This window comes from Myxacorys sp., from assembly GCF_059501405.1.
In genome coordinates this window covers 24252-45224 of the sequence record NZ_JCACCM010000164.1, presented here as the reverse complement: position 1 = coordinate 45224, position 20973 = coordinate 24252, and the positions used below count along the sequence as shown (strand labels likewise).

The following is a 20973-nucleotide window of genomic DNA, read 5'->3' as shown; positions in this document are numbered from 1 at the left end:
CATGATTGACGAGAACTATTATGTTGTGGTTAGCAATGTAGGTTCTGTTTCTAATTCTGATGCTGAAGTGATTAGCATTTCTCTCAACTTGTAGCCTGAAGGCACAAGCTTAGTCATAAGAGATGCGACATAAATGCTAAATTGCTAACTATTTCGTTTACTTTTGGACTTTGTTCAATTCTCATTAGTATCAACGTTTGAATTCTGCTGTTCTAACGATTGAAAAATCTATCTATCTGTCTGCTGATAGACCAAATCTGTACAAGGTGTATATATGCATGTTGTGTCCTTCAAGCCGCAGGTTCCTCTCTTATCGAAGTGGACGACACCAGGAGTAGCGATTGCAGATATTTCTCACGATTCACCGTCGCTTAGAATGTGGCAAAGCCATTCTCTCCAAAATTGCGTTTTGCGCTAATCGCGACACGGCATTTCTACATACAAATCATTTCTACACACAAATAAAGAATGATGGTGGAATTCATTTCTTGGTGCGTGTTTTGTGTACCTAAAATGCAACAATAATAAGAGCTATTCCCATCCACGAAGCATTCTAGCCCTAGCTTAGTTAACTCGCGAAGAGTTAACTTAAGTCAGAACGTACGCATTCTCCCTCCAAAATCCTCAAGTTCGGAAGATTATCTGCTCTCTAAACGTGAGACACGGAGGCAAATTTTTGATGAATGTACGTAATCCCTATGAATTAACGCTTTGCCTAAAGGATGAGGGGTGTTATAGACAGCTTTTAGGCACTGAATCATGACCCATCAACTACGACTGTCACAGAAGGTAGAGTGGCAGCCTATCACCTTCATCGATCTGACGACTCTGCTTCTGGCGATTTTTGCCCTTTCCTCTGCTGCTATTTTTATTCGATTAAACGAAGAAAGTTTAGGACCGAATTCAACCATTTTTAACCGATTCTGGGTCGGAGCGATCGTACTGGGCGTGGGACAAGTGATCACGATGCACCGCCGACCGCCTGCTGTTGCACCACCACAACCCTTTACAGGGCAAACGTTACTTCTGCTAATCGCGATGTCCTGCACGTTTGTCGGGACACTACTCGCGTGGGCTTGGTCACTGACCCAGACTGGAGTGGCCAACTCCAACTTATTTCATAACGTGACGCCTTTATTTACTACGATCGGGGGATGGCTGTTTTTGAGACAACGGTTTGACAACCGTTTTTTAGTCGGGATGGCGCTCGCGCTTGGCGGAGCGGGCTTGATTGCAGTACAAGATTGGCAAGTTTCCGGTGAACACTTCGTCGGCGATGCCGCCGCGATCGGATCAGCCGTGCTATCGGCAGCCAATCTGATGTTGGTCGAACACTTACGAACCCGATTTTCTGCCTCAACCATTCTGCTGTGGTGTTCTGCGATCGGAGCTGTTTTAACCTTGCCAATTGTATTGCTAACCGGAGAACCTGTGTTTCCCAACACTGGGTCGGGTTGGATATGCGTGATCGCGATGAGTGTGATTTGTCAAGTCATTGGGCAAAGTCTTCAGGCTCACAACCTGAAGCGCTTTTCGGCAGGTTTTGTTGCGGTGTTTCTGCTGCTCGATCCGATTCTGACGGCAATTTTTGCCTGGATAATATTTGCCGAACAGATTAGCGTCGCCAGTGGACTAGCGTTTGGCTTAGTCTTAATTGGGATCTATTTAGCAAAGTCTAGTCAAGGCATTGATAAAGAGCGCCAAGATGATGCTTTATTCAATGGGCCATCTGAACTGGTTTCGCCAAGCCTGAAAGGATAAGTACTTTAGAACTAGCAGCACCAGCCCTAGACGCCCAGTAAACCCTTAATACATAGTAAATGTTAAGCTATTATCTCATTTTCTCCAATGCGTCTTTCATGTTCGGCGGCAACCGTCGCATCACCTTTCCATTCTGCAAATCCACGGCCACCAGCGTAATTCGACCCGTTAGAAACAGCACCTCGCCGTTGAGCGATTGAATCTGGTAATCGCAGTGAATTCTGACGCCTTCCATATCCCCAATCCGGGTCTTAACAATTGCCTCCATGCCCATTCGCATCGGTTGGTGATAGCGAAGGGATGCTTCAATTACAGGGAGATTGCAGCCCGCAGCGACCAAATCGGCAAACTCAATTCCCAGCGATCGTAAACATTCAATACGAGCTTCTTCCATCCAGGTCAAATAGGTTCCATGCCAAACTATGCCCGCGTAGTCAGTATGGTGAGGATGGACTTTCACCAAATACTTAAACCAATCTTCTGCAACGACAGACAACGAAGGTTGGATAATGTTGGAAGTGGGGAGTTGAGATTGTTCTGTCACGTTCACGATCGTCCTACAAAAATCACGACTAGACCTGACTATGAGTAACGGAAAGTGTAGTTCACAGGATTACTGTTGAGCGATATGTTTCCGCTTTGCTCTAGTCTAATTAAACCGAGGTAATGCGATGATAGAAAAAATTTTACTGGCTGATTCAGGAACCGGACACTCCGAAGAGATGTTAAAAGCGCTGATGGAGATTCCATCGATTCAGCGTGCATCGGTAACGGTACTGCATGTTGTTCCCGAACAGGTCACGTCTGAGGCGATGTCGCAGCGTTGGGAAGAAGGCGGAAAGCTGTTAGGAAAAGCCGTTGAATCGCTTAAGCTTGACCCGAGCCGGATGACTGCCATTCTCCGCCAGGGCGACCCGAAAGACGTTGTTCTTAAGGTTGCAGATGAAATTGATGCTGACTTAATCATCATGGGGTCGCGCGGTCTAAAGCGGCTCGTCTCGATTTTAGAAAATTCTGTTAGTCAGTATGTGTTTCAGTTGACCTCGCGCCCGATGCTGCTGGTAAAAGATGATATCTATGTTCGAAACCTAAGCCGGATTACCGTTGCGCTCGACAAATCGGAAGCCGCAAAACACTGCCTCAATCTTGCTCTATTTCTATTGCGTGACATTCAGGGCGGACAACTCAATTTAGTGAACGTCAGTGCTGATCCAAAAGTGACAGCCGATAAAAAAGGCGCAGAGGCTGAAAAAGATCCAGTGTTTGCCAGCGCGATCGCAGATGCTAAACGCTTAGGCATCAACTATCGCTGCATTGTGACAACGGGTAAAGCGGGAGAAGCAATTTGCCGAGTGGCAGAGGAAGTTAAAACCGATCTGCTGATGCTTGGATCGCCCGATCGTCGTCCCTCGATCGCGAAAGGATTACCAGACCTCGATCGCTTGTTGGGTACCTCGCTATCTGACTATGTTCGAGTTTATGCAAACTGTCCGATTTTATTAACCAGAACAGTAGGATAGGTTGCGCTTTGAGTTAATGATTCTCCATTAGCAGCGGATGAGTAGCGGCTGTCAGAATATAGTGAATGAGTTGTTGATTTCATCCTGTTAATCTCACCCATTAGTTGCGGAGCATTGCAAGGCATCCGCTACTCATCCGCTGCCACTCTGCGTGTTGTACCTGATGCTAGATGCGAGTTCACTTGTGGCATAGACGAAGCGATGGTTAGATGTGTAGTCTAACCATCGCTTCAGCATTTAGCGGCGTAATCTTGATCAAGGATGAACGTTGAGAGGGGATAGTTTATCCTTTACCCTTTTTCGGCAACGTTGCTCCCGAAACGTTGCTTATGATGCCCTAACGCTTAGACCGCTCCCGGCCCTTTGCCGCGCTGATCGCCCTCCGTGGTTAGCTTCCCTTTTTCATCCTGATTGATTTCGTGGTACTCTTCAACGCGCTCTGCTTCTGCTTCCGCTTCTGCTTGTTTTGCATCGCCCGGAACCTCGTAATACATTTCCGGCTCGACGGCGTAGTTGTTCACCAGTCCTTCCTTATCAACCGTATATCCATCAGTTGTATGTACGCTCTCATTATCCGTCTGATCGTCTGTTGCGGCACTCGCTTCTCTCTCTTCAGTCGGAGTCGTCTTGAATTGATCGCCTTCTCGTTCCCTACGAGCTGCCGTCTCTGCTGGAACAATCCCGCGATCGTAATGATCGTCTTGCATCCGTTCTGCTGAATCGGTAGCAGTTGTTTTAGTGTTGCTAGAATCTTGACTCATAATTTTCTCACTTGTAATGATTAGTTTACATTCAGGCGAAACCGTAACAAAACTTAGTTGGTTCCTAACAGTGATTAAACAACAGTGAACACACAAAAACCTCGCTCAGTAAGCCTTACGTTTACCATGCTTAGTTTTATTGATTTATGTGTACCAAACAATTGTTGTTACATGTCTAAATGTATTGAATTTTCTATTCATGTAACTTTTATACGTCCTAACCTATCAGACATTCTGACTCAACTATGCCCCCCTTTGGATAGAAATGCATTAAGGTAAAGTTAACTGCGATCGCAATCTCACCTCATGCTTGAGTAGGAGTTTTATAACCGCGATCGCTTAAAGATTTATTTCTGTAGATTGATGCTTTAGAGAGCAAACCCCACTACTTTTTTAATTATCAGAAGAGAAAATGGACTAGGCGGAATGAGCTAGTTTATCTTTGAGTTATTTACCTCTGAGTTAATGCTCTTCTGATAAGTCAGTAACTATCACTAAATTAAGTATCTAAAATCAAATCAATTAAGGAGTAATGTCATGAGCTTAGAAGAAAGAGCGAAGGCAGCAGCTAAAAACATTGAAGGCAAAGTGCAAGAAGCTGTAGGTGAGATAACAGGTGATCCTAAAGATCAAATGGCAGGGAAAGCAAAGCAAGTAGAAGCGGCGGCTCGTCATGTCAAAGAAGATATCAAAGATGACTTTAAGCGTGACGTAGACCAAGTGTAATTTCTGCGCTTCGTATCCGCGATTCGGTAGTGTTGTAGACCTGTTGATCAGCTTCGATGCCGCGCTTGTAAAGACGCGATTAATCGCGTCTTTACAAGCGCGGCATCGAAGGATGTGTGAATTCTAATAGTTTTGGGTATTGCCGCACCTAGCACAAAGCGCAACTTCAGAAAAAATAGCTCTGCTAAGCTCCTGAGGGCAATTGCCCCAATTTCTGTTTCTTCTTAACCGCAACTTAACTCTTCAGCTAGATGCCCATTCATTGACTCAAATCTCTTCTGTTCTTTCACCCACGCCCATTCATTAACTACTATCAACTGCGACCCCAAACCTGGTAGATTTGGCAAAGTATCAGCACATAAAATTGAGCAAGATGAAAGTTCTAGTGATTGGTGGTGATGGCTATTGCGGTTGGGCGACAGCCTTGTACTTGTCAAATCGAGGCTATGACGTCGGAATTTTGGATAGTCTAGTGCGGCGACATTGGGATAACGAGCTATGCATCGATACCTTAACGCCGATCGCGCCGATTCAACAACGCTTGAAGCGATGGAAAGACCTCACGGGTAAAACGATCGATCTCTTCATTGGTGACATCACGAACTACGAATTTCTCGATAAATCACTCAATCAGTTTGAGCCAGAGGCAGTTGTTCACTTTGGCGAACAGCGCTCCGCTCCCTTCTCCATGATCGATCGCGAACATGCAGTGCTAACGCAGGTCAATAACGTCGTTGGAACGCTCAACTTGCTCTACATCATTAAAGAGCGCTTCCCCGATTGCCACTTGGTCAAGCTCGGTACAATGGGGGAATACGGCACGCCCAATATTGATATCGAAGAAGGCTACATCACGATCGAACACAACGGGCGCAAGGACACACTGCCCTATCCAAAGCAACCTGGAAGCATGTATCACCTCAGCAAGGTGCATGATTCTCACAATATTCATTTCGCCTGTAAAATTTGGGGCTTGCGTGCCACTGATCTTAACCAAGGCATCGTGTACGGGGTCTTGACTGAAGAAACGGGCATGGATGAATTGCTGATCAACCGCCTCGATTACGATGGCGTGTTCGGCACAGCGTTAAACCGATTCTGCATTCAAGCCGCAGTAGGTCACCCGCTCACAGTTTATGGAACAGGTGGACAGACTCGCGGACTGTTAGACATTCGCGATACAGTGCGATGCGTTGAGCTAGCGATCGCGACCCCTGCCAATCCGGGAGAATTCCGCGTCTTCAACCAATTCACCGAAATGTTTAGCGTGGGTGACCTAGCAAACATGGTTCAGAAAGCCGGATCAGCATTAGGTGTGAAAGTAGACGTTCAAAACGTGGACAATCCTCGCATTGAGAAAGAAGAACACTACTTCAACGCTAAAAACACCAATTTGCTAGATCTTGGACTTCAGCCCCACTTCCTGTCAGATTCACTGCTCGATTCGCTGCTCAACTTTGCGATGAAATACAAACATCGAGTCGATGAGTCTCAGATTCTGCCCAAAGTAACGTGGAAGCGATAGCTCATGCCCCTTCGAGTTTTGATATTGCTGCTGACAACGGTTCTGCCTGGATTAGGAGCAATGGTGCTCAGCACTTTTTATCTATTTGCGGATTGGACGGCATTAGATAAAAGTCATCAAAACTATGAAAGGCTCATTATCGCAGGCGCGAGTATGCGAGAGTTATCTATTGCAGAATCAGCAGAAATGCGACACCGCCTCAACTGTTTTGCAGAAGGCGTAGGCGTTCTACTAGGGAGTGTGATTGTTGCAATTGGCGTGCATGGATGCACACTCCCTAAGCAGCAGTAACCGTTTTATTGTTCACCTCTTCATTTATGCGAATCGCTTTATTTACTGAGACGTTTCTTCCCAAAGTTGATGGCATCGTTACTCGATTGCGGCACACGATCGATCATCTGCAACGCCTAGGTGATGAAGTTTTAATTTTCTCGCCAGATGGAGGGCTAACCGAATACAAAGGCGCAAGGATTTATGGCGTATCTGGATTTCCGTTACCATTGTATCCAGAATTGAAAATGTCGTTGCCGCGACCTGCGATCGGGTACGAATTATCGAACTTTAAACCTGACATCATTCACATTGTTAATCCTGCTGTCCTTGGATTAGCAGGATTGTTTTATAGCAAGACCTTAGATATTCCATTAATTGCGTCTTATCACACTCATCTGCCCGAATATCTTCAGCATTACGGCTTGGGTATGTTAGAAGGAGTACTGTGGGAACTCTTAAAAGCTGGACACAATCAGGCAGAGATCAATTTGTGTACGTCTACTGCCATGCTGCAAGCTCTTACAGAACACGGGATCGAGCGGGTCAACCTGTGGCAACGTGGAGTCGATACCGAAACTTTTCAGCCGCATCTCGCCAGTTTGGAGATGCGAAACCGCCTAAGCCAAGGGCGTCCTGAAGCGCCATTGTTGCTTTATGTGGGTCGGCTCTCCGCTGAGAAAGAAATCGATCGCATCAAACCCATTCTGGACGCAATTCCTAACGCTCGCTTAGCTTTGGTAGGAGATGGACCGAACCGCCAAACCTTAGAAAAGCATTTTGCAGACACGCCTACAAATTTTGTCGGCTATCTTGAAGGGCAAGAATTAGCGTCTGCGTTTGCCTCTGCCGATGCCTTTGTGTTTCCGTCTCGAACCGAAACGCTAGGATTAGTGTTGCTCGAAGCGATGGCAGCTGGATGCCCAGTTGTAGCAGCGCGATCGGGGGGAATTCCCGACATTGTAGAAGATGGGGTCAACGGATTTTTGTTTGATCCAAAAGACGAGGGTGGCGCGATCGCGGCAACTCAATATCTGCTCTCTCAACAAGAAGAGCGAGAAACGTTGCGGCGTAATGCCAGACAAGAAGCGGAGCGTTGGAGTTGGTCAGCCGCCACCAAGCAATTGCAACAGTACTATCAACGTGTTGCTACAAAACGTCCGCTTTCTTCAGCCGTCTGAGGTGAGGGCTGAAGAAAGCAAAAAATTCTGGAAGGTCAGCGATCGCGCGTTTGCTTCCAGAATTCATTAAGCGGATTTAACTATGCTGATCCGGTTGATTCGTCGTTGCTGACTAAGAATTTTCCGAATTAGAATTGCTACTACCAATGCCTAACTGCTTTCGGCTCTTTTTAAGCTGCTTCCAGAGCGAGCGAATCTCTCGATAAGATTCTTCTGGCGTCAATTTTCCGCCAGTTTCTAGACAAGAAATATAGCTCACGCGCTGAGAAAACTCCTGTAAATTAGCATTAAAAACTAAGTTCTCAGGCTTCACCGCGCCACGGTAACGACTGCGAGGGTACAAAAAGTTATATTGGTCTGGCATCTTTATCTCCTCATCTAAAAGTTGTTTCTGTTTCAGCGAGGGCAAAAGCGTTAATGCTACTCGGCTGAAACTGAGTAGATAGGAACAGCTTGAGTATTCCCAAGGACACGGTGGCAATCGAAAGGTCTTTAGTTTAACTCAACCTTAATCGGATGTTAACCTAATTAGGCAGAAATATAATATACCTAAAGTAACTACCTTAGGCGGAAGTAAGCGGTGCAACCCCTAGCGCATCTAGTACAGGCAGTCCTTTAAAGCGTGCAAAGTGGCTCCTTTGGAGTTGAGATCGACGCAGAGAGCAACTGATTTAATTTGTCAACTGCTCCTAACAAACTGAAATTGCTGTACTCATCTCCTCACCCTACTACGGCAACTCCCGAACCGCCGCGACGGCTTCTCGTCGCAGTCGTTCAGCAATCCGAAAAAGTTCGCGTCCCGTGTGGATATGGCGATCGTCGTAGTTTAGCGTAAAGTACTCTAGCTCATAAATTCCGTCGTTCACCTGGTTTATACAGTGATACAGGTTGGCAGCGGCAGCAGCAGCACTTGGCGGATTGGGTAGTGCTTGAAAGCTTTGCTGTCCTTTGTCGATTAGAGCTTTACAGTCCTCTAGGTACAACTGAAATGCTTCCATCAATCCATCATCAAAGGGGTCAGCCGCAAGCTGATCGAGTTGGGATTTGAGCGGACGCAAAATCTGGTTTAAGATGCGATTGACGGGTGTGTAGACCCGCTTGAGCCACAGCTTAAGCTGATGGTCTGCATTTTGTTCTGCCTCTCGTTGCTGGCGATAGCGCTCTTGCGCCGCTTCTGTTCGTTGGCGACGTTCCTCTACAGCATCGACAGAAAATCCAACCGCTTCGAGTTGTTCGCTCAAGTGCAGGTACTGATCGTACTGTCTACGATTTTGCGGATCACCTAAAATCTCGTAGGCAGCATTGATTCGAGAAATTTTGTCGTGGTTAGCGGTTTCAGCGTTGGTATCGGGATGGAATCGTTTTGCTAAGCGCCGATAGGCCTGTTTGATTTCAGCTTGGGATGCGGTTGGCTGAAGATCTAGGGTTTGGTAGTGAGTTGAAGAAATCGACATACCGCTATTTTAAAAGAAGAAAGCCAGGAAGACCAAGGCTCAGTGAACCTTTTGCTTCCTTTTCTTTCTCCTATTCACATAGCAAATTCGGATCGGTCTAGCCGTCTAACATCGCAGCGGGCATCGCCATCTCTAAATCTTGAAACAGGGCAGTACTGAGATAGCGCTCGCCAAAGCTGGGTTGAATCATCACAATTAGCTTACCGGCATTTTCTGGGCGTTTTCCCACCTCTAAAGCCGCTTTTAGGGCAGCACCACTAGAGATACCGGAGAGCAATCCTTCTTCCCGTGCAAGCCGCCGTCCATAAGCGATCGCATCATCATCGCTCACAGAAATCACTTCATCAATCAAGTTGACATTGAGCACAGGCGGAATAAAGCCAGCTCCGATCCCTTGAATTTTGTGAGGTCCCGGACGCCCACCTGAGAGAACTGGGCTGTTGGTCGGCTCAACCGCAATGACCTTAAAGCTAGGCTTTCGCTGCTTGATCACTTCTGCAACGCCTGTAATCGTGCCGCCCGTGCCGATCCCTGCTACTACGAAATCAACTTCCCCATCGGTGTCTTGCCAGATTTCTTCTGCGGTGGTTTCCCGATGAATTTGAGGATTCGCAGGATTGCGAAACTGTTGCAGCATGTAGGCATGAGGCGTAGTATCGACAATGCGTTGCGCTTGTTGAATGCAGCCTGCCATGCCTTCAATTCCTGGCGTTAGCACGAGTTCAGCTCCGTAAGCGCGCAGCATCGATCGACGCTCAGAACTCATAGTTTCTGGCATGGTCAAGACTAGCCGATAGCCTTTTGCTGCCGATGCCATCGCCAAGGCAATCCCCGTATTTCCAGAGGTTGGCTCGACTAAAACTGTCTTTCCAGGGGTAATCAAGCCTTCCCGCTCTGCGGCGTTGATCATGCTGATGCCAATCCGGTCTTTCACCGACGCAGAAGGATTCATGCCTTCTAGTTTGGCGACGATGCGAGCAACGCAGCCCGACGCTTGAGGAATTCGATTTAACTGAACGAGCGGCGTGTGACCGATGAGTTCCGTAACGTTTTGAGCAATATGCATGGCTTTAATCAAGGTAAAACAGCGTCTAAGAAAAAACAATGTAGATGTAATACCGTTAGATGTAATACATCAGGTCAAGCTGTTGTCGGGCATCGCGGCGATCGCACAAATCTTGAAGCGTGTAGTTCTGTAAAATTGTCTTTGCAGCTTGATCGGCTTCTTGCCAAACCTCGGCAATGATACCGCCCTCAAGCGTTTTTGTGAATTTTGTTGCATCTTCCTGCTCTTTCGTTTGAGCATCAAAGCCTTCTAAACAGGCGACGATTTCAAGAAGTGTAATTTTCCGAGGTTCGCGGGCGAGCAGATAGCCACCCTTTGCGCCGCGCTGCGATCGCACTATCCCTCCTCGCCGCAAAGTCGCTAGCAGTTGTTCTAAGTAGCGATCGGGAATGTGCTGTTGAGCAGAAATTTGTCGAATTTGGAGTGGCTCTTTACTGGTGTAAACAGCCGCGAGTTCTAGAAGCGCGAGGAGCGCATATTCACTTTTACAAGACAGTTCCACGGGCACGGTAGGTTGGGGATCAATCAAGAACGGGCTTCTTCTAGTATACTCCGGTTTCCTGCTAGGGTTTTGTAGGTTTCTAAAGAATTGACGGAGAAGCTCCCGTAGATGGCCGAGTCTTGTGTTCTCTGGGGTCGTAGCATAATTGTAGAGTACAGTCTGGCTGCGCAGAATGACGATAAGGTAAAGAGGTAGAGCAGAATGCTTTTATACAAAGCAAAGTGTGCAATGTATCGTCTGGATAACCTACTACCCGTTCAGATGGTTTATCTCCAAAGCTTATGTTTTCTCTAATACACGAAATATCAAAGCGAAGTTCCAAAGGGGTTGGCAAAGTCTAGCGATCGCGCTGTCGCACTGTTTCTAACTGAAGATTCTGAAGCATCCTCTACGCTTCACAAAAAACGCCCCGCGTTAGGGCGAGGCGTTTATCAACCGAAATTCAATCAGGGACTCTAGAACGAAAAGGTCGTGCGGATCGTTCCGACGTATACCGTATCGTTGGCGTTGTTGTGTTCAGGATTGAAGATCACAATAATGCCAGGCGTGACGGAAATCTTGTCGCTAAACTGGAAGCGGTATAGACCTTCTAGATGCAGCGAAGAATCTTCATCTTCTCGGCGAACTCCATTCGCGCCTACAAAGTCATTATCAGTAACTTTGGGAGGCATACCAACAACGATGCCTGCCATGTTGCCTTTTTTGCCTAAGTCGGGGAAGGCCAACGTGACAGCCCAGTTCAGAATATCAGCATCCGCATCTGGTCCTGTTTGACGGTGAGCCTTGGTTAAACCACCCCAGCCAGACAACACAAACTTGGGCGTGATGCGAATAGACCCTTGTACCCCGAAGTGGTCTGCTGATGTTGCAGCACCGTTAAATGGATTGTTAGCAAAAGCGCTACCTGTCGCACCCGACGCGCTCACGTTCGTCGCACCCACTCCATTCAGAGGACCGCGATCGTAAGAACGTACATAGGTGAAGCCTAAATCAATATTTCTGCTAGGCTTGAACGCCAACTGCGCGAGCGCTGCATTGGAACCATTAAAGAAACCTTGTGACTCACCCGGAGCCGACGATTCATCTGCCAAGTAGCCCAGAGACACCGTAAAGGCTTGGTTCAAAGGTAAAGTCAGCGTTGCACCTGCGCCGCTGCCATTGGGGCTCGACCCTTGGCGATAGATTGGGTTAAATCGACCGAAGCGAGAGATCGACCCTTGAGTATCGCTGGCGAGTAATGGGTTAAAGTTCGGAGCGTTGTTGTAGAACTCACCTCCCACCGCATCAATCGTCAGATTACCTGCTCCGACCGGGAAACGGTAGAACAACTTGTCCAGTCTTAAGCTGTTATCGGGAGGGGTACCCGAAGGCGACGCGCCTTCATAGGACAAACGAGCCATATTGGTTCCCGTTACTCCAGCAAAGTTCGGAATGTTGCGGGCTTGAAGGCGGGTAAGTAACGTATCTTTTCCGGTAAAGCTCGATCTCAAACTTAGGCGGACGCGATCGCTAAATACTGTATTTTCATCGACGCGACCTGCTGACCCAGCAACTGCCCCAGAAGGCACGGCTCTATCTCCTCCCAAGGCTCCAGCAATGCCGAAAATGGCTTCACCTTGAAGTTTGGTTGTGGTCGAAAACTGCTGCTTCTCTAAGGTCGTGGTGCGAGCTTCTACTGCGTCTACCCGTCCCCGCAATGTGGCTAATTCAGCCGCAAATTCTTCTTGCAGCCTTTGAAGCGTGGCTAAATCTTCTTTTTTAACCAAATCTGCGGTTGAGGCTGCAATGAGTTCATTGACGCGATCGAGGCAGGCATTAAGACCGGCGGCAAATTCATATCGAGTGGTGGCGCGATTGCCGCGGAAGGTGCGGTCAGGATAACCTGCAATACAGCCGTAACGCTCAACTAGGGATTGCAGCGCTTGAAATGCCCAATCTGTAGGGCGAACATCAGAAAGTTGCGAAACCGAAGTGACTTGATCGGCAGCATTCGCATCTTCTGCACTGCCATAAGTCTCAATTTGGTCTAGAGAAGCTGGGGCCTGAGCTTGAGCAGGCACATCAGCAGCTTGAGCCATGCCCGCACCAACGGTAGCAGAGACCGCGATCGCAGCACCCAAAAGTGCAGGACTAGTCAGCAATGACTTCCACAAATGATTCGACATGTTTGCTTTTCCTTTCACACCATTAATAAACCGAGTCGGCTTGGACAAGACTGCAATGCTTGCAAAAGCCAGTACCTGCGTTGTCCTTACTAAACTGCACACTTATTCAATTTAAAGCTGCATATTTAGCCCGCTCAAGAGTATATCCTAAGCAAGGGATATCCTAAGCAAGTTTGTGTTAGAGAAAGATTCTTCTAACTCGCGGCAGATGAAGTATACAGAAATTCTGTCAAAAGTGTTGTTTCCTCGAATACAAATGGTGGCTGAAAAGCTCCATTTCAAGGCATGAGCTTCGATCGGCAGAGGCGAAAATCTTTGCTCACGGTAGATGTAATTAAAACTAGGGATATCGCTACGATTTAGGGAACAGCGCCCACCTAGAAATGAAGAGTTATGCGATTCGTAACTGATCCAGCAACCGCCATCAAAATTCAGAAGATGCAAGAGCGAGTCCGCTGGGGGTCGCCGGAGATTCAAACGCGCGGCATTGATCAAACGCGCTTGATACTGGCTGATGAGCAGAATGATGTGCCAGAATTTTCGTTTTTAGTGATTGGCGATAGTGGCTCTGGCAAACATCAGGGACACAACCCACAGCGACGAGTTGCCAAACAGATGTTGACTCAGTGGGATGAGTGCCGCTTTATTTTACATACGGGAGATGTGATCTATTTAGTGGGTTCGAGCGAATTTTATCCTCCAAACTTTATCGAGCCATACCGAGAATTTCTGGTCGGCGGGGAGCATTACAAGCGGCTGAGTTATGAGCAGATGGTGTTTAAGTTGCCGTTTCTGCCTGTGCCAGGAAACCACGACTACTATGACTTGCCTGTGTTTTTGGGTGCGATCGCACAGCTGACCTACCCGCTTCGCCGCTTGCTGCAATCGCGGCTGGAGTTCGATTTGGGTTGGCACGGCTCAGGGCAGGGCAAAGCCTACACTCAAGCCTTTATCGATCCGTTGTGGATGGTCGAGATGAAAGGGCAGTTGGGACAACACCTCGATCGGCATTACAGCGCCAAAACCTCTACCGGACGATGTTTGCAGTACGAACCGGGGCACTTTACCCGCGTGCCAAACCGCTACTATAGTTTCTGCTATGGCGGCGTTGATTTTTTTGCGCTCGATTCCAACACGTTTAATGAACCTGCTCCATTGCCGACCGATTCAGCAGGAGACGAGTATCGGCAGGTGCTACAAGCTCGCCGTCGTAAGGTAGAAGCTGAAATGCAAGCCTTGGTGACTCAGATTGAAACGCTTAGCCCAACTCAGCAAGAGGAGGCGGATCAAATTGACGATATGCGGGTTAAGTTGCAGCAGCTTGAAGAAGTGCAGATAGACATTGATAAACAATTAACCGCCGATCAAGCGATCGTGGTTGACACCGAGCAATTGAACTGGCTGCGCGATCGCTTAATTGATTCTTGGCGCAACCCGGAAGTGCGAGGGCGCGTCTTGTTTTTCCACCATCCGCCCTATGTGACAGAAGCAACGAAGTGGCAGCAGGCACAAACGTTAGCGGTGCGGTCGCGCTTGCGGCAAGTGCTAGATGACGTAAAAGCTGCTGTGGGAGACATTGCGAATGATCAGCCGATTGTCAATTTGGTGCTGAATGGTCACGCGCATTGTTTTGAGTATCTGAGAACGGTTGACACTGGAGCGGGCGATGCGAATGTCAACTGGATTGTCTGTGGCGGCAGTGGCTACAGTTTGCGACGGCAGCGCATGGAAGGACCTGTGTTGACGGAGCGGTTTCGCGTGTTTAGCAACGAGACCACTGTTGCGAAGTCTCATTTATTTGTGGGACGTGAAGGACAGGGGTCGCGGAAACGCCGTCCCTACTCGTTTGTCCGCATTGATGTGCAAGCCGGAAATCCAGTTAAGTTTGTGGTGCGCCCGTTTGTGTCGGAATGGTATCGAGGAGAGTGGAGCGATCGCGCCTTGACGCCCTTTACGATTTAGTTGGCTCTTTACCTCTTACTGAAGACGCTACCCCCATTTGCAATCATTACGCTAAGAGAACTTTAATATATTTCGGAGAAACGATCATATGACCTTGCAAGGCATCCTTTTAGATGTAGATGGGACATTGATCCTGAGTAATGATGCCCATGCCAACGCTTGGGTTGAGGCATTTGCGGCGTTTGGTCATCCGATCTCATACGAGCAAGTGCGACCGTTAATCGGCATGGGCGGCGATCAGATCATTCCAATGCTAACTCCGGGATTATCTGACCAGGAGGGCGAGGGTAAGAAAATTAGCACTCACCGGAGAGCTACTATGGTCGAACAGCTTGGACCGACATTATCGCCCACGAAGGGAGCGCGACAACTGGTAGAAAAACTTCAGCAAGATGGCTATTCGATCGTCGTTGCCAGTTCAGCGTCGCCAGAAGAACTTGAGGTGTTGCTAGAGGCGGCTGATATCAAAGATCTGTTGAGCGATGTGCCGGTGACTTCATCCAGTGATGCCGAGACTTCAAAACCCGCTCCTGACATAGTAAGCGCGGCTCTCAAGCGAGGCGGATTTGAACCAAATCAGGTTGTCATGATTGGCGATTCACCCTATGATGTGGCAGCAGCAAACACCGCAGGCGTCGAAGTGATCATGTTCCGCTGCGGCGGATTCAATGACAGTGAATTAGAAGGCGCGATCGCGATCTACGATGATCCAGCCGACTTACTCGCCCACTACGATCGCTCTCCATTGGGAACAAAAACACTGAAGTTAGTGGAGCAATAACACAATGGCGCATCCTTTTCATAATGAGGAAACATTAGCGAACGCCGTCGCGGAACTCGCGGAGGATGCGCTAAAGCAGGGGTTAATTCCGAGCTATGTTGTCCATCATTTTCGGGATTATAGAGATTTTTATATTCCCAATGAGAAGGAATCTGAAGCGTTGAGCGCTGAGCAAGCGTATTTGAAGCTGAAGCAATTGGTGGACGGGAAGGCAAAATAGGGTTCGATTACCTTCTGGGAACTTGCAGAGCAAACCGCCGAGGGTGAGCCTGCCCTGATAAGCTTAAAGAAGTGTTAAGTCTTTTGGATAGGTCAACTCTAGTGAATATGCGTGTACTGCGATTCTTTGAAGCTTGGCTCCGCCCATTGTTCGGACTCCTTCTTGCTCTCGTCATTGGCATGACGTTTTTGGCACTTCCAGCCCACGCTGCAAGCTCGGCGGCGGTTCGGGCATACGATGATGCCGACGCCACTACCAAAGACTATTCGGGTCAAACGTTGATCTCTGCCGAATTTAGCAATGCTCGGCTAGCTGAGGCAAACTTTAGTGGAGCAGACCTGCGAGGAGCCGTCTTCAATGGGTCTGACCTTCGTAAAGCGAACTTTCATGGCGTTAATTTTGGCGAAGGAATTGCTTACCTAAGCGATCTGTCTGGCGCTGACTTGAGTGATGCCGTTCTCACCTCTGCGATGATGCTGCGATCAGTGTTTACTGGAGCCAACGTGACGGGTGCAGATTTTAGTCTTGCTGTGCTCGATCGCTATCAAGTCGTGCAGCTTTGCAAAACCGCAAGCGGGGTCAATCCGGTCACAGGAATTAGCACGCGCGAATCGCTAGAATGTCCGTAAGACCTACTCTTATAGGACTCTTTTGACATGATGTGGCACCGATCTATTCCGCTCTTAGCGCTTCTCGTCATGCTGCCTGCCTATGCCGTCGAACCATCGGCAGAACCATCGACTCGCCCAGTGGCTCAACAGCAGCCGACAGCGGAGCAACTCTATCAAGCCTGTACTCAAAATCGGGCTGAAACTTTGCCGAATCCCTTTACTGATGTCTCCCCTAACCATTGGGCGTACAAAGCTGTGCTGACAATGCACTACTGCGGAGCCTTCCGGCAAGCTGCACCGAGACGGCTGTTTGATCGTTCACCCTCGCCGCAGCAGTCGGTCGTGCCCATTCAAGCGCAATGATCGCGGATCGGGCGTAGCGCTCTGCGAGGTTGATGGTTCTGGCAAACATCCAGCAACTTCAGCCAGCGTGTAGAGCGGTCGCCCTTTCACCTCTTCATAGATTCGCCCAATATATTCTCCTAAGATGCCAATGCTGATCAATTGAACCGCACCAAAGAAAAAGATTGCCATGATGATCACGGTGAGCCCAGCCAGGGGAGAGTGCGGAACAAAGATTCTCCAATATAAAACCAGCAGCATCATCAACAGTGAGAGAGCCGCAGACAGTAATCCAATATAAGTCGATAAGCGTAACGGAACCCGTGAGAACGAAACGAGGCCGTTAAGTGCTAAAGACCATGATTTGCTAAACGTATATTTTACATCTCCGGCATAGCGGGGGTTACGCTCGAATGGAACGGCGGTTTGAGCAAAGCCAATCCACGATCGCAGTCCGCGAATGTAGCGATTTCGTTCTGGCATCGTATTCAAAATATCGACAACGCGCCGATCCATCAAGCAAAAGTCGCCTGTATCGGTGGGAATATCGACATCTGCAAGGCGTTTGAGAATGCGGTAAAACACGAAGGCCGTCATTCGCTTAAACCAGCCTTCTTTGTGGCGGGCGCTGCGTTGAGCATAGACTACATCGTATCCCTGCTGCCATTGGGCGATCAGTTCGATGACGAGTTCGGGCGGATCTTGCAAATCGGCATCCATTACCACCACGGCTTGACCCCGCACAAAGTTGAGTCCAGCCGTCACCGCGATTTGATGACCAAAGTTACGAGCAAGACTGAGGTAACAAATGCGGGGGTCTTGCTGATGCAGTTGCCTTAACAGGGCAAGGGAGCGATCGCGGCTGCCATCATTGACAAATATCAGTTCCGCTTCGCCGTCAAGCTGATTAATCACGGCGCACACCTGACGATAAAGCTCTAAAAGAGTGGCTTCCTCGTTATAGATTGGAATCACAAACGAGTATTTGGGAGAGGTAGATTCAGTCATAGCAAGACGCTGGAAGCAAGTTGGAGCCATTTTGCCAATAGAATACCAGTCTTGATCAAACATTCCTACCGAAGAGTGTGCGTTAGATCTGTTGCCGTACCGAATCCATCATAAAAACTCAATGGATAAGTCGGTAAAATCCATTGGTAAAGCAACCGCTCGTCCTCAGGAGTGAAAATTGTGAAAGTGCTTGCTCACACCGCCTTGACTTGTGCTTGTCTACTGATGAGCAATGTGTTGAACGAAAAGCAACTCACTGCGGCAACGGTTGTCGCACAGTTAATCCATGCAAAACAAACACAAACAGCAGCCAGTGTGTCACCTCTATTCAAACAAGTCGATCGCGGCACGATTACCATTGCTTCCTCACCTCCTAAAGGAGCTACACCCGTTTTAGATCAAGCAGATGTCTACTTTCCTGTGGTTGCTGCTCACGCTTCAAAGTCGGTTCAATTTCCCGCTGTGCTATTGCTGCAAGGGGCATTGGTTGATAAATCGGCGTATTCAACGTTTGCCTCTAGAGTGGCAAGCTACGGATTTGTTGTGGTGGTTCCCAATCACCGAAGAACGGTAAGCGCTCCCAATGGGCGATCTGTCGCAGGATTAGCGGCTGAACAACAGCAAGTCAACGATGTTCTCAAACAGCTAGTTTCTGAGAACGCCAATGCTAAATCTCGCCTTACTGGAAAGGTGGACACAACGAAGCTAGGGCTGTTAGGACATTCGCTGGGTGGATATGCCGGACTAGGAGCTATCCAAAATATCTGTTTTCCGGGAGTTTGCACAGGTCAGTTTGCCCGACCGCAAGCGTTAAAAGCGGGCATCTTTTATGGAACCAATTTCCGAGTGCCAGCCATCACTGGAAAAGTTCCGTCGATTCGGAACCAAAATATTCCTACTGCCTTGATAGCAGGAAGCCGCAATGGAGTGTCTGACTTGGATGAGACGCAGGCAACCTACAAGCAAATTCAAGATGCACCCAAAGCGCTGATGGTTGTAAACGGAGCAAATCATTACAGCATCACCAATCAAGATAGCCCACGTGATCCAACTAGACCCACGTTGAACCAAGCCGAAGCAACAGAAACGATCGCGCGTTGGAGTGCATTGTTTTTGCGGGCACACCTACTGAATGACCAAGCCGCTTTTGATTATGTGTACAAGACGGGAGATGCTCGTGATTCAAACGTTAGCGTCACCAGCGAACTCCCTCGGCTCGATCGTTCCAAATAGAGATTCGCTCGTATTAGTTAGAGGCTGTTGATGGGCCGACCGATTTACGCTTGCTTGCCGCTTTCTCCTTTGATCACGGCTGATGTGATGAGATGAGCGAGTCGTAATGCTTCTGGCACATGTCCGCGATCGGTTAATCGAGTTAAGGCTTGAGCTGCGATCGCAGGCGTCGTACCACAAACCTGAAACACAAACGGCGGCGTTTGATAAATCTCTCCCGCTCGCTTCAGGGTTGCCCACCGTCGATCAGGCTGGGGCAACCGACGCAACGCATATTCAACCTTGACTAAGTTAGGCAAGCGGCGCATGACACTAATGCAGGGAAGACGTAATTGAGTTGAGAGCGCCGGAAGATCGACAACATTGAAGCCTCCAAAGGAGATGCCATCGAGCAGCACTAGATGGAGTTGAGATAAAAATTTGCTCTTGATTAGCAGATTGACGATCGTTTCAGTCGCATTCCATCCGTCGGCTTGAAGTTCTCCCCAAACCATGCCCTCAAACCGGGTTCCGGCGCAGATAACGCCTGCGATCGCAACCGGATCAGGGGTTCGCCTAACAAAGGGCGCATCATCAAATCCAATCACTCGCAGCGTGCGGCGTTGTTCAATCAGTTTTGCAAGTTCCATTCCTCTCGTTCAAGCCAATCATCGGTGCATCATCCTCTAATTTTACCGAGCAATCTTTCAGAGACTGGTGATCTGCTGAGTGCTCACTTCAACCATTTGTCAATTCGGGAATGCTAAAGCTCAAGTCGATGTAACGAAAGCATTCCTTAGGAACGCCCAAGCTCAAGTCGATGTAACGAAAGCATTCCTTAGGAACGCCCAAGCTCAAGTCGGTGTGACGGAAGCATTCCTTAGGAACGCCCAAGCTCAAGTCGATGTAACGGAAGCATTCCTTAGGAACGCCCAAGCTCAAGTCGGTGTAACGGAAGCATTCCTTAGGAACGCCCAAGCTCAAGTCGGTGTGACGGAAGCATTCCTTAGGAACGCCCAAGCTCAAGTTAATTGCACCCGCTAATCTCCGCGTACTGCCTTAACCAAGGACAAATTTACTAAAACTTCACGTCATGTTCCTTAGATTCCCTCAGGGTGTTGTTGGAAGCAACGAAGTAGAGTGAAACGGTAAACATTCGCAACCGGGATACTCAGATGCCTCGTCAAAAACGCAGTTCTCAAACCCTTGAAAGAGCGCAACAACGCTCTGTTAGCTTACAGTCCATTGACCCTGCTCTCGATCTCGGCAAAGGCTTAACTTTAGAGGTTTATTTGAGCGCGATCGCAACTCACAAAACTCAATTGGATGATTACAATCGCACCCTATCCTCGATTGAACAACTGGCACTTGCGGTTGATGAATCTGAGAAGGTGCTGAAAGATTTGAGTGAGCGAATGCTGTTGGGTGTGGGCGCGTTTTATGGCAAGGACAGCGAGCAATATGTAATGGCAGGTGGCGCTCGAAAGAGTGATGTGGCGCATACTATGTCGAAAGCGCGTGTGGGCGTGTCGAAGAAGAAATCGCAAGAGGAAGCCGCTTAAGCAAATTGATTGAGTGTGATACCAGTGTGTTTGAATTGCCACCCTGCTAACGATTTAACAGGGTGGTTTTGTTTGAAGCGGTAGGAAGAATGCTTTAGCGAATGCGATCGCGCACTGGATGCGATCGCATTCTGGAACGGGTTTCCACAGATAAAGCAGCCAGCTAAAGGGACAAAAATGCTCTTTATCTTTGAGGAGGCAACTTCTGGCTTCGGTTTCATTGATATCTGCCGCTTTTAGTGTAAACCGTTAGACCACCAGAGATCTGGGAATACTGAGCTTATATCCCGAAAAATCAGGATACGCACAAGCCTGCCCTGATCTGAGCCTGTGCATCTGTAAGA

Annotated in this window: 24 protein-coding genes; 14 read left to right on the top strand and 10 right to left on the bottom strand. The window is 48.4% G+C overall.

Going from position 1 to position 20973, the window contains the following annotated elements; translation table 11 throughout:
* Positions 1–759: 759 nt before the first annotated feature.
* The gene (locus AC5I6P_RS23090) at positions 760–1761 is read left to right on the top strand and encodes a DMT family transporter (protein ID WP_495696112.1); all 1002 of its coding nucleotides are present in this window, start codon (positions 760–762) and stop codon (positions 1759–1761) included.
* A gap of 70 nt (positions 1762–1831) precedes the next feature.
* Here AC5I6P_RS23090 and AC5I6P_RS23085 read toward each other — a convergent pair whose 3' ends face one another.
* A complete protein-coding gene (locus AC5I6P_RS23085; RefSeq protein ID WP_495696111.1) occupies positions 1832–2311 on the bottom strand; it encodes an acyl-CoA thioesterase in 480 nt (159 codons plus the stop codon).
* 121 nt (positions 2312–2432) lie between these two features.
* Between AC5I6P_RS23085 and AC5I6P_RS23080 the strand changes: the two genes are divergently transcribed.
* Entirely contained in the window at positions 2433–3281 is an 849-nt protein-coding gene (locus AC5I6P_RS23080; protein WP_495696110.1) for a universal stress protein, read from the top strand.
* Positions 3282–3625: 344 nt separating this feature from the next.
* Here AC5I6P_RS23080 and AC5I6P_RS23075 read toward each other — a convergent pair whose 3' ends face one another.
* The gene (locus tag AC5I6P_RS23075; protein WP_495696109.1) at positions 3626–4042 is read right to left on the bottom strand and encodes a hypothetical protein; all 417 of its coding nucleotides are present in this window, start codon (positions 4040–4042) and stop codon (positions 3626–3628) included.
* A 537-nt stretch (positions 4043–4579) separates the two neighbouring features.
* Between AC5I6P_RS23075 and AC5I6P_RS23070 the strand changes: the two genes are divergently transcribed.
* The 4 genes from AC5I6P_RS23070 (at position 4580) to AC5I6P_RS23055 (ending at position 7744) form a co-directional block, all read left to right on the top strand.
* Entirely contained in the window at positions 4580–4768 is a 189-nt protein-coding gene (locus AC5I6P_RS23070; protein WP_495696108.1) for a CsbD family protein, read from the top strand.
* A gap of 373 nt (positions 4769–5141) precedes the next feature.
* The gene (locus tag AC5I6P_RS23065; protein WP_495696107.1) at positions 5142–6293 is read left to right on the top strand and encodes an NAD-dependent epimerase/dehydratase family protein; all 1152 of its coding nucleotides are present in this window, start codon (positions 5142–5144) and stop codon (positions 6291–6293) included.
* 3 nt (positions 6294–6296) lie between these two features.
* Positions 6297–6584 carry a hypothetical protein gene (locus tag AC5I6P_RS23060; protein ID WP_495696106.1) on the top strand — a complete coding sequence of 96 codons (288 nt, stop codon included), beginning with the start codon at positions 6297–6299 and terminating at the stop codon, positions 6582–6584.
* Between the two features lie 26 nt (positions 6585–6610).
* Complete coding sequence (locus AC5I6P_RS23055; RefSeq protein WP_495696105.1) at positions 6611–7744, top strand: glycosyltransferase; 1134 nt, start codon at positions 6611–6613, stop codon at positions 7742–7744.
* Positions 7745–7856: 112 nt separating this feature from the next.
* On the opposite strand, the gene AC5I6P_RS23050 is transcribed toward AC5I6P_RS23055, so the two are convergent.
* The 5 genes from AC5I6P_RS23050 to AC5I6P_RS23030 form a co-directional block, all read right to left on the bottom strand.
* The gene (locus tag AC5I6P_RS23050; RefSeq protein ID WP_495696104.1) at positions 7857–8108 is read right to left on the bottom strand and encodes a DUF7219 family protein; all 252 of its coding nucleotides are present in this window, start codon (positions 8106–8108) and stop codon (positions 7857–7859) included.
* 364 nt (positions 8109–8472) lie between these two features.
* Positions 8473–9198 (bottom strand): J domain-containing protein, encoded by a 726-nt coding sequence (locus tag AC5I6P_RS23045; RefSeq protein ID WP_495696103.1) that lies wholly within the window; start codon positions 9196–9198, stop codon positions 8473–8475.
* A gap of 97 nt (positions 9199–9295) precedes the next feature.
* On the bottom strand, positions 9296–10264 hold the full coding sequence (gene cysK, locus AC5I6P_RS23040; RefSeq protein ID WP_495696102.1) for a cysteine synthase A: 969 nt from the start codon (positions 10262–10264) through the stop codon (positions 9296–9298).
* Between the two features lie 55 nt (positions 10265–10319).
* A complete protein-coding gene (locus AC5I6P_RS23035; protein ID WP_495696101.1) occupies positions 10320–10766 on the bottom strand; it encodes an RrF2 family transcriptional regulator in 447 nt (148 codons plus the stop codon).
* A 455-nt stretch (positions 10767–11221) separates the two neighbouring features.
* Positions 11222–12931 (bottom strand): iron uptake porin, encoded by a 1710-nt coding sequence (locus tag AC5I6P_RS23030; protein WP_495696169.1) that lies wholly within the window; start codon positions 12929–12931, stop codon positions 11222–11224.
* A gap of 393 nt (positions 12932–13324) precedes the next feature.
* On the opposite strand from AC5I6P_RS23030, the gene AC5I6P_RS23025 reads away from it, so the two are divergent.
* The 5 genes from AC5I6P_RS23025 (at position 13325) to AC5I6P_RS23005 (ending at position 16868) form a co-directional block, all read left to right on the top strand.
* Positions 13325–14893, top strand: coding sequence for a metallophosphoesterase (locus AC5I6P_RS23025; protein WP_495696100.1), 1569 nt, complete (start codon positions 13325–13327; stop codon positions 14891–14893).
* A gap of 88 nt (positions 14894–14981) precedes the next feature.
* Positions 14982–15674, top strand: a complete 693-nt coding sequence (locus AC5I6P_RS23020) for an HAD family hydrolase (protein WP_495696099.1) — start codon at positions 14982–14984, stop codon at positions 15672–15674.
* 4 nt (positions 15675–15678) lie between these two features.
* Positions 15679–15894, top strand: coding sequence for a hypothetical protein (locus AC5I6P_RS23015; protein ID WP_495696098.1), 216 nt, complete (start codon positions 15679–15681; stop codon positions 15892–15894).
* Between the two features lie 107 nt (positions 15895–16001).
* Entirely contained in the window at positions 16002–16523 is a 522-nt protein-coding gene (locus AC5I6P_RS23010; protein WP_495696168.1) for a pentapeptide repeat-containing protein, read from the top strand.
* A gap of 27 nt (positions 16524–16550) precedes the next feature.
* The gene (locus AC5I6P_RS23005) at positions 16551–16868 is read left to right on the top strand and encodes a hypothetical protein (protein ID WP_495696097.1); all 318 of its coding nucleotides are present in this window, start codon (positions 16551–16553) and stop codon (positions 16866–16868) included.
* On the opposite strand, the gene AC5I6P_RS23000 is transcribed toward AC5I6P_RS23005, so the two are convergent.
* On the bottom strand, positions 16824–17855 hold the full coding sequence (locus tag AC5I6P_RS23000) for a glycosyltransferase family 2 protein (RefSeq protein WP_495696096.1): 1032 nt from the start codon (positions 17853–17855) through the stop codon (positions 16824–16826). The two genes, AC5I6P_RS23005 and AC5I6P_RS23000, sit on opposite strands and share 45 nt — an antisense overlap.
* A 180-nt stretch (positions 17856–18035) precedes the next feature.
* Between AC5I6P_RS23000 and AC5I6P_RS22995 the strand changes: the two genes are divergently transcribed.
* Entirely contained in the window at positions 18036–19088 is a 1053-nt protein-coding gene (locus AC5I6P_RS22995; protein WP_495696095.1) for an alpha/beta hydrolase family protein, read from the top strand.
* 44 nt (positions 19089–19132) lie between these two features.
* Here AC5I6P_RS22995 and AC5I6P_RS22990 read toward each other — a convergent pair whose 3' ends face one another.
* Entirely contained in the window at positions 19133–19717 is a 585-nt protein-coding gene (locus AC5I6P_RS22990) for an endonuclease dU (protein WP_495696094.1), read from the bottom strand.
* A 79-nt stretch (positions 19718–19796) separates the two neighbouring features.
* Here AC5I6P_RS22990 and AC5I6P_RS22985 point away from each other — a divergent pair, with 79 nt between their 5' ends.
* On the top strand, positions 19797–20111 hold the full coding sequence (locus AC5I6P_RS22985) for a hypothetical protein (RefSeq protein ID WP_495696093.1): 315 nt from the start codon (positions 19797–19799) through the stop codon (positions 20109–20111).
* 131 nt (positions 20112–20242) lie between these two features.
* Positions 20243–20629 carry a hypothetical protein gene (locus AC5I6P_RS22980; RefSeq protein WP_495696092.1) on the top strand — a complete coding sequence of 129 codons (387 nt, stop codon included), beginning with the start codon at positions 20243–20245 and terminating at the stop codon, positions 20627–20629.
* On the opposite strand, the gene AC5I6P_RS22975 is transcribed toward AC5I6P_RS22980, so the two are convergent.
* A complete protein-coding gene (locus AC5I6P_RS22975; protein WP_495696091.1) occupies positions 20626–20850 on the bottom strand; it encodes a hypothetical protein in 225 nt (74 codons plus the stop codon). The genes AC5I6P_RS22980 and AC5I6P_RS22975 overlap by 4 nt on opposite strands.
* Positions 20851–20973: the final 123 nt, after the last annotated feature.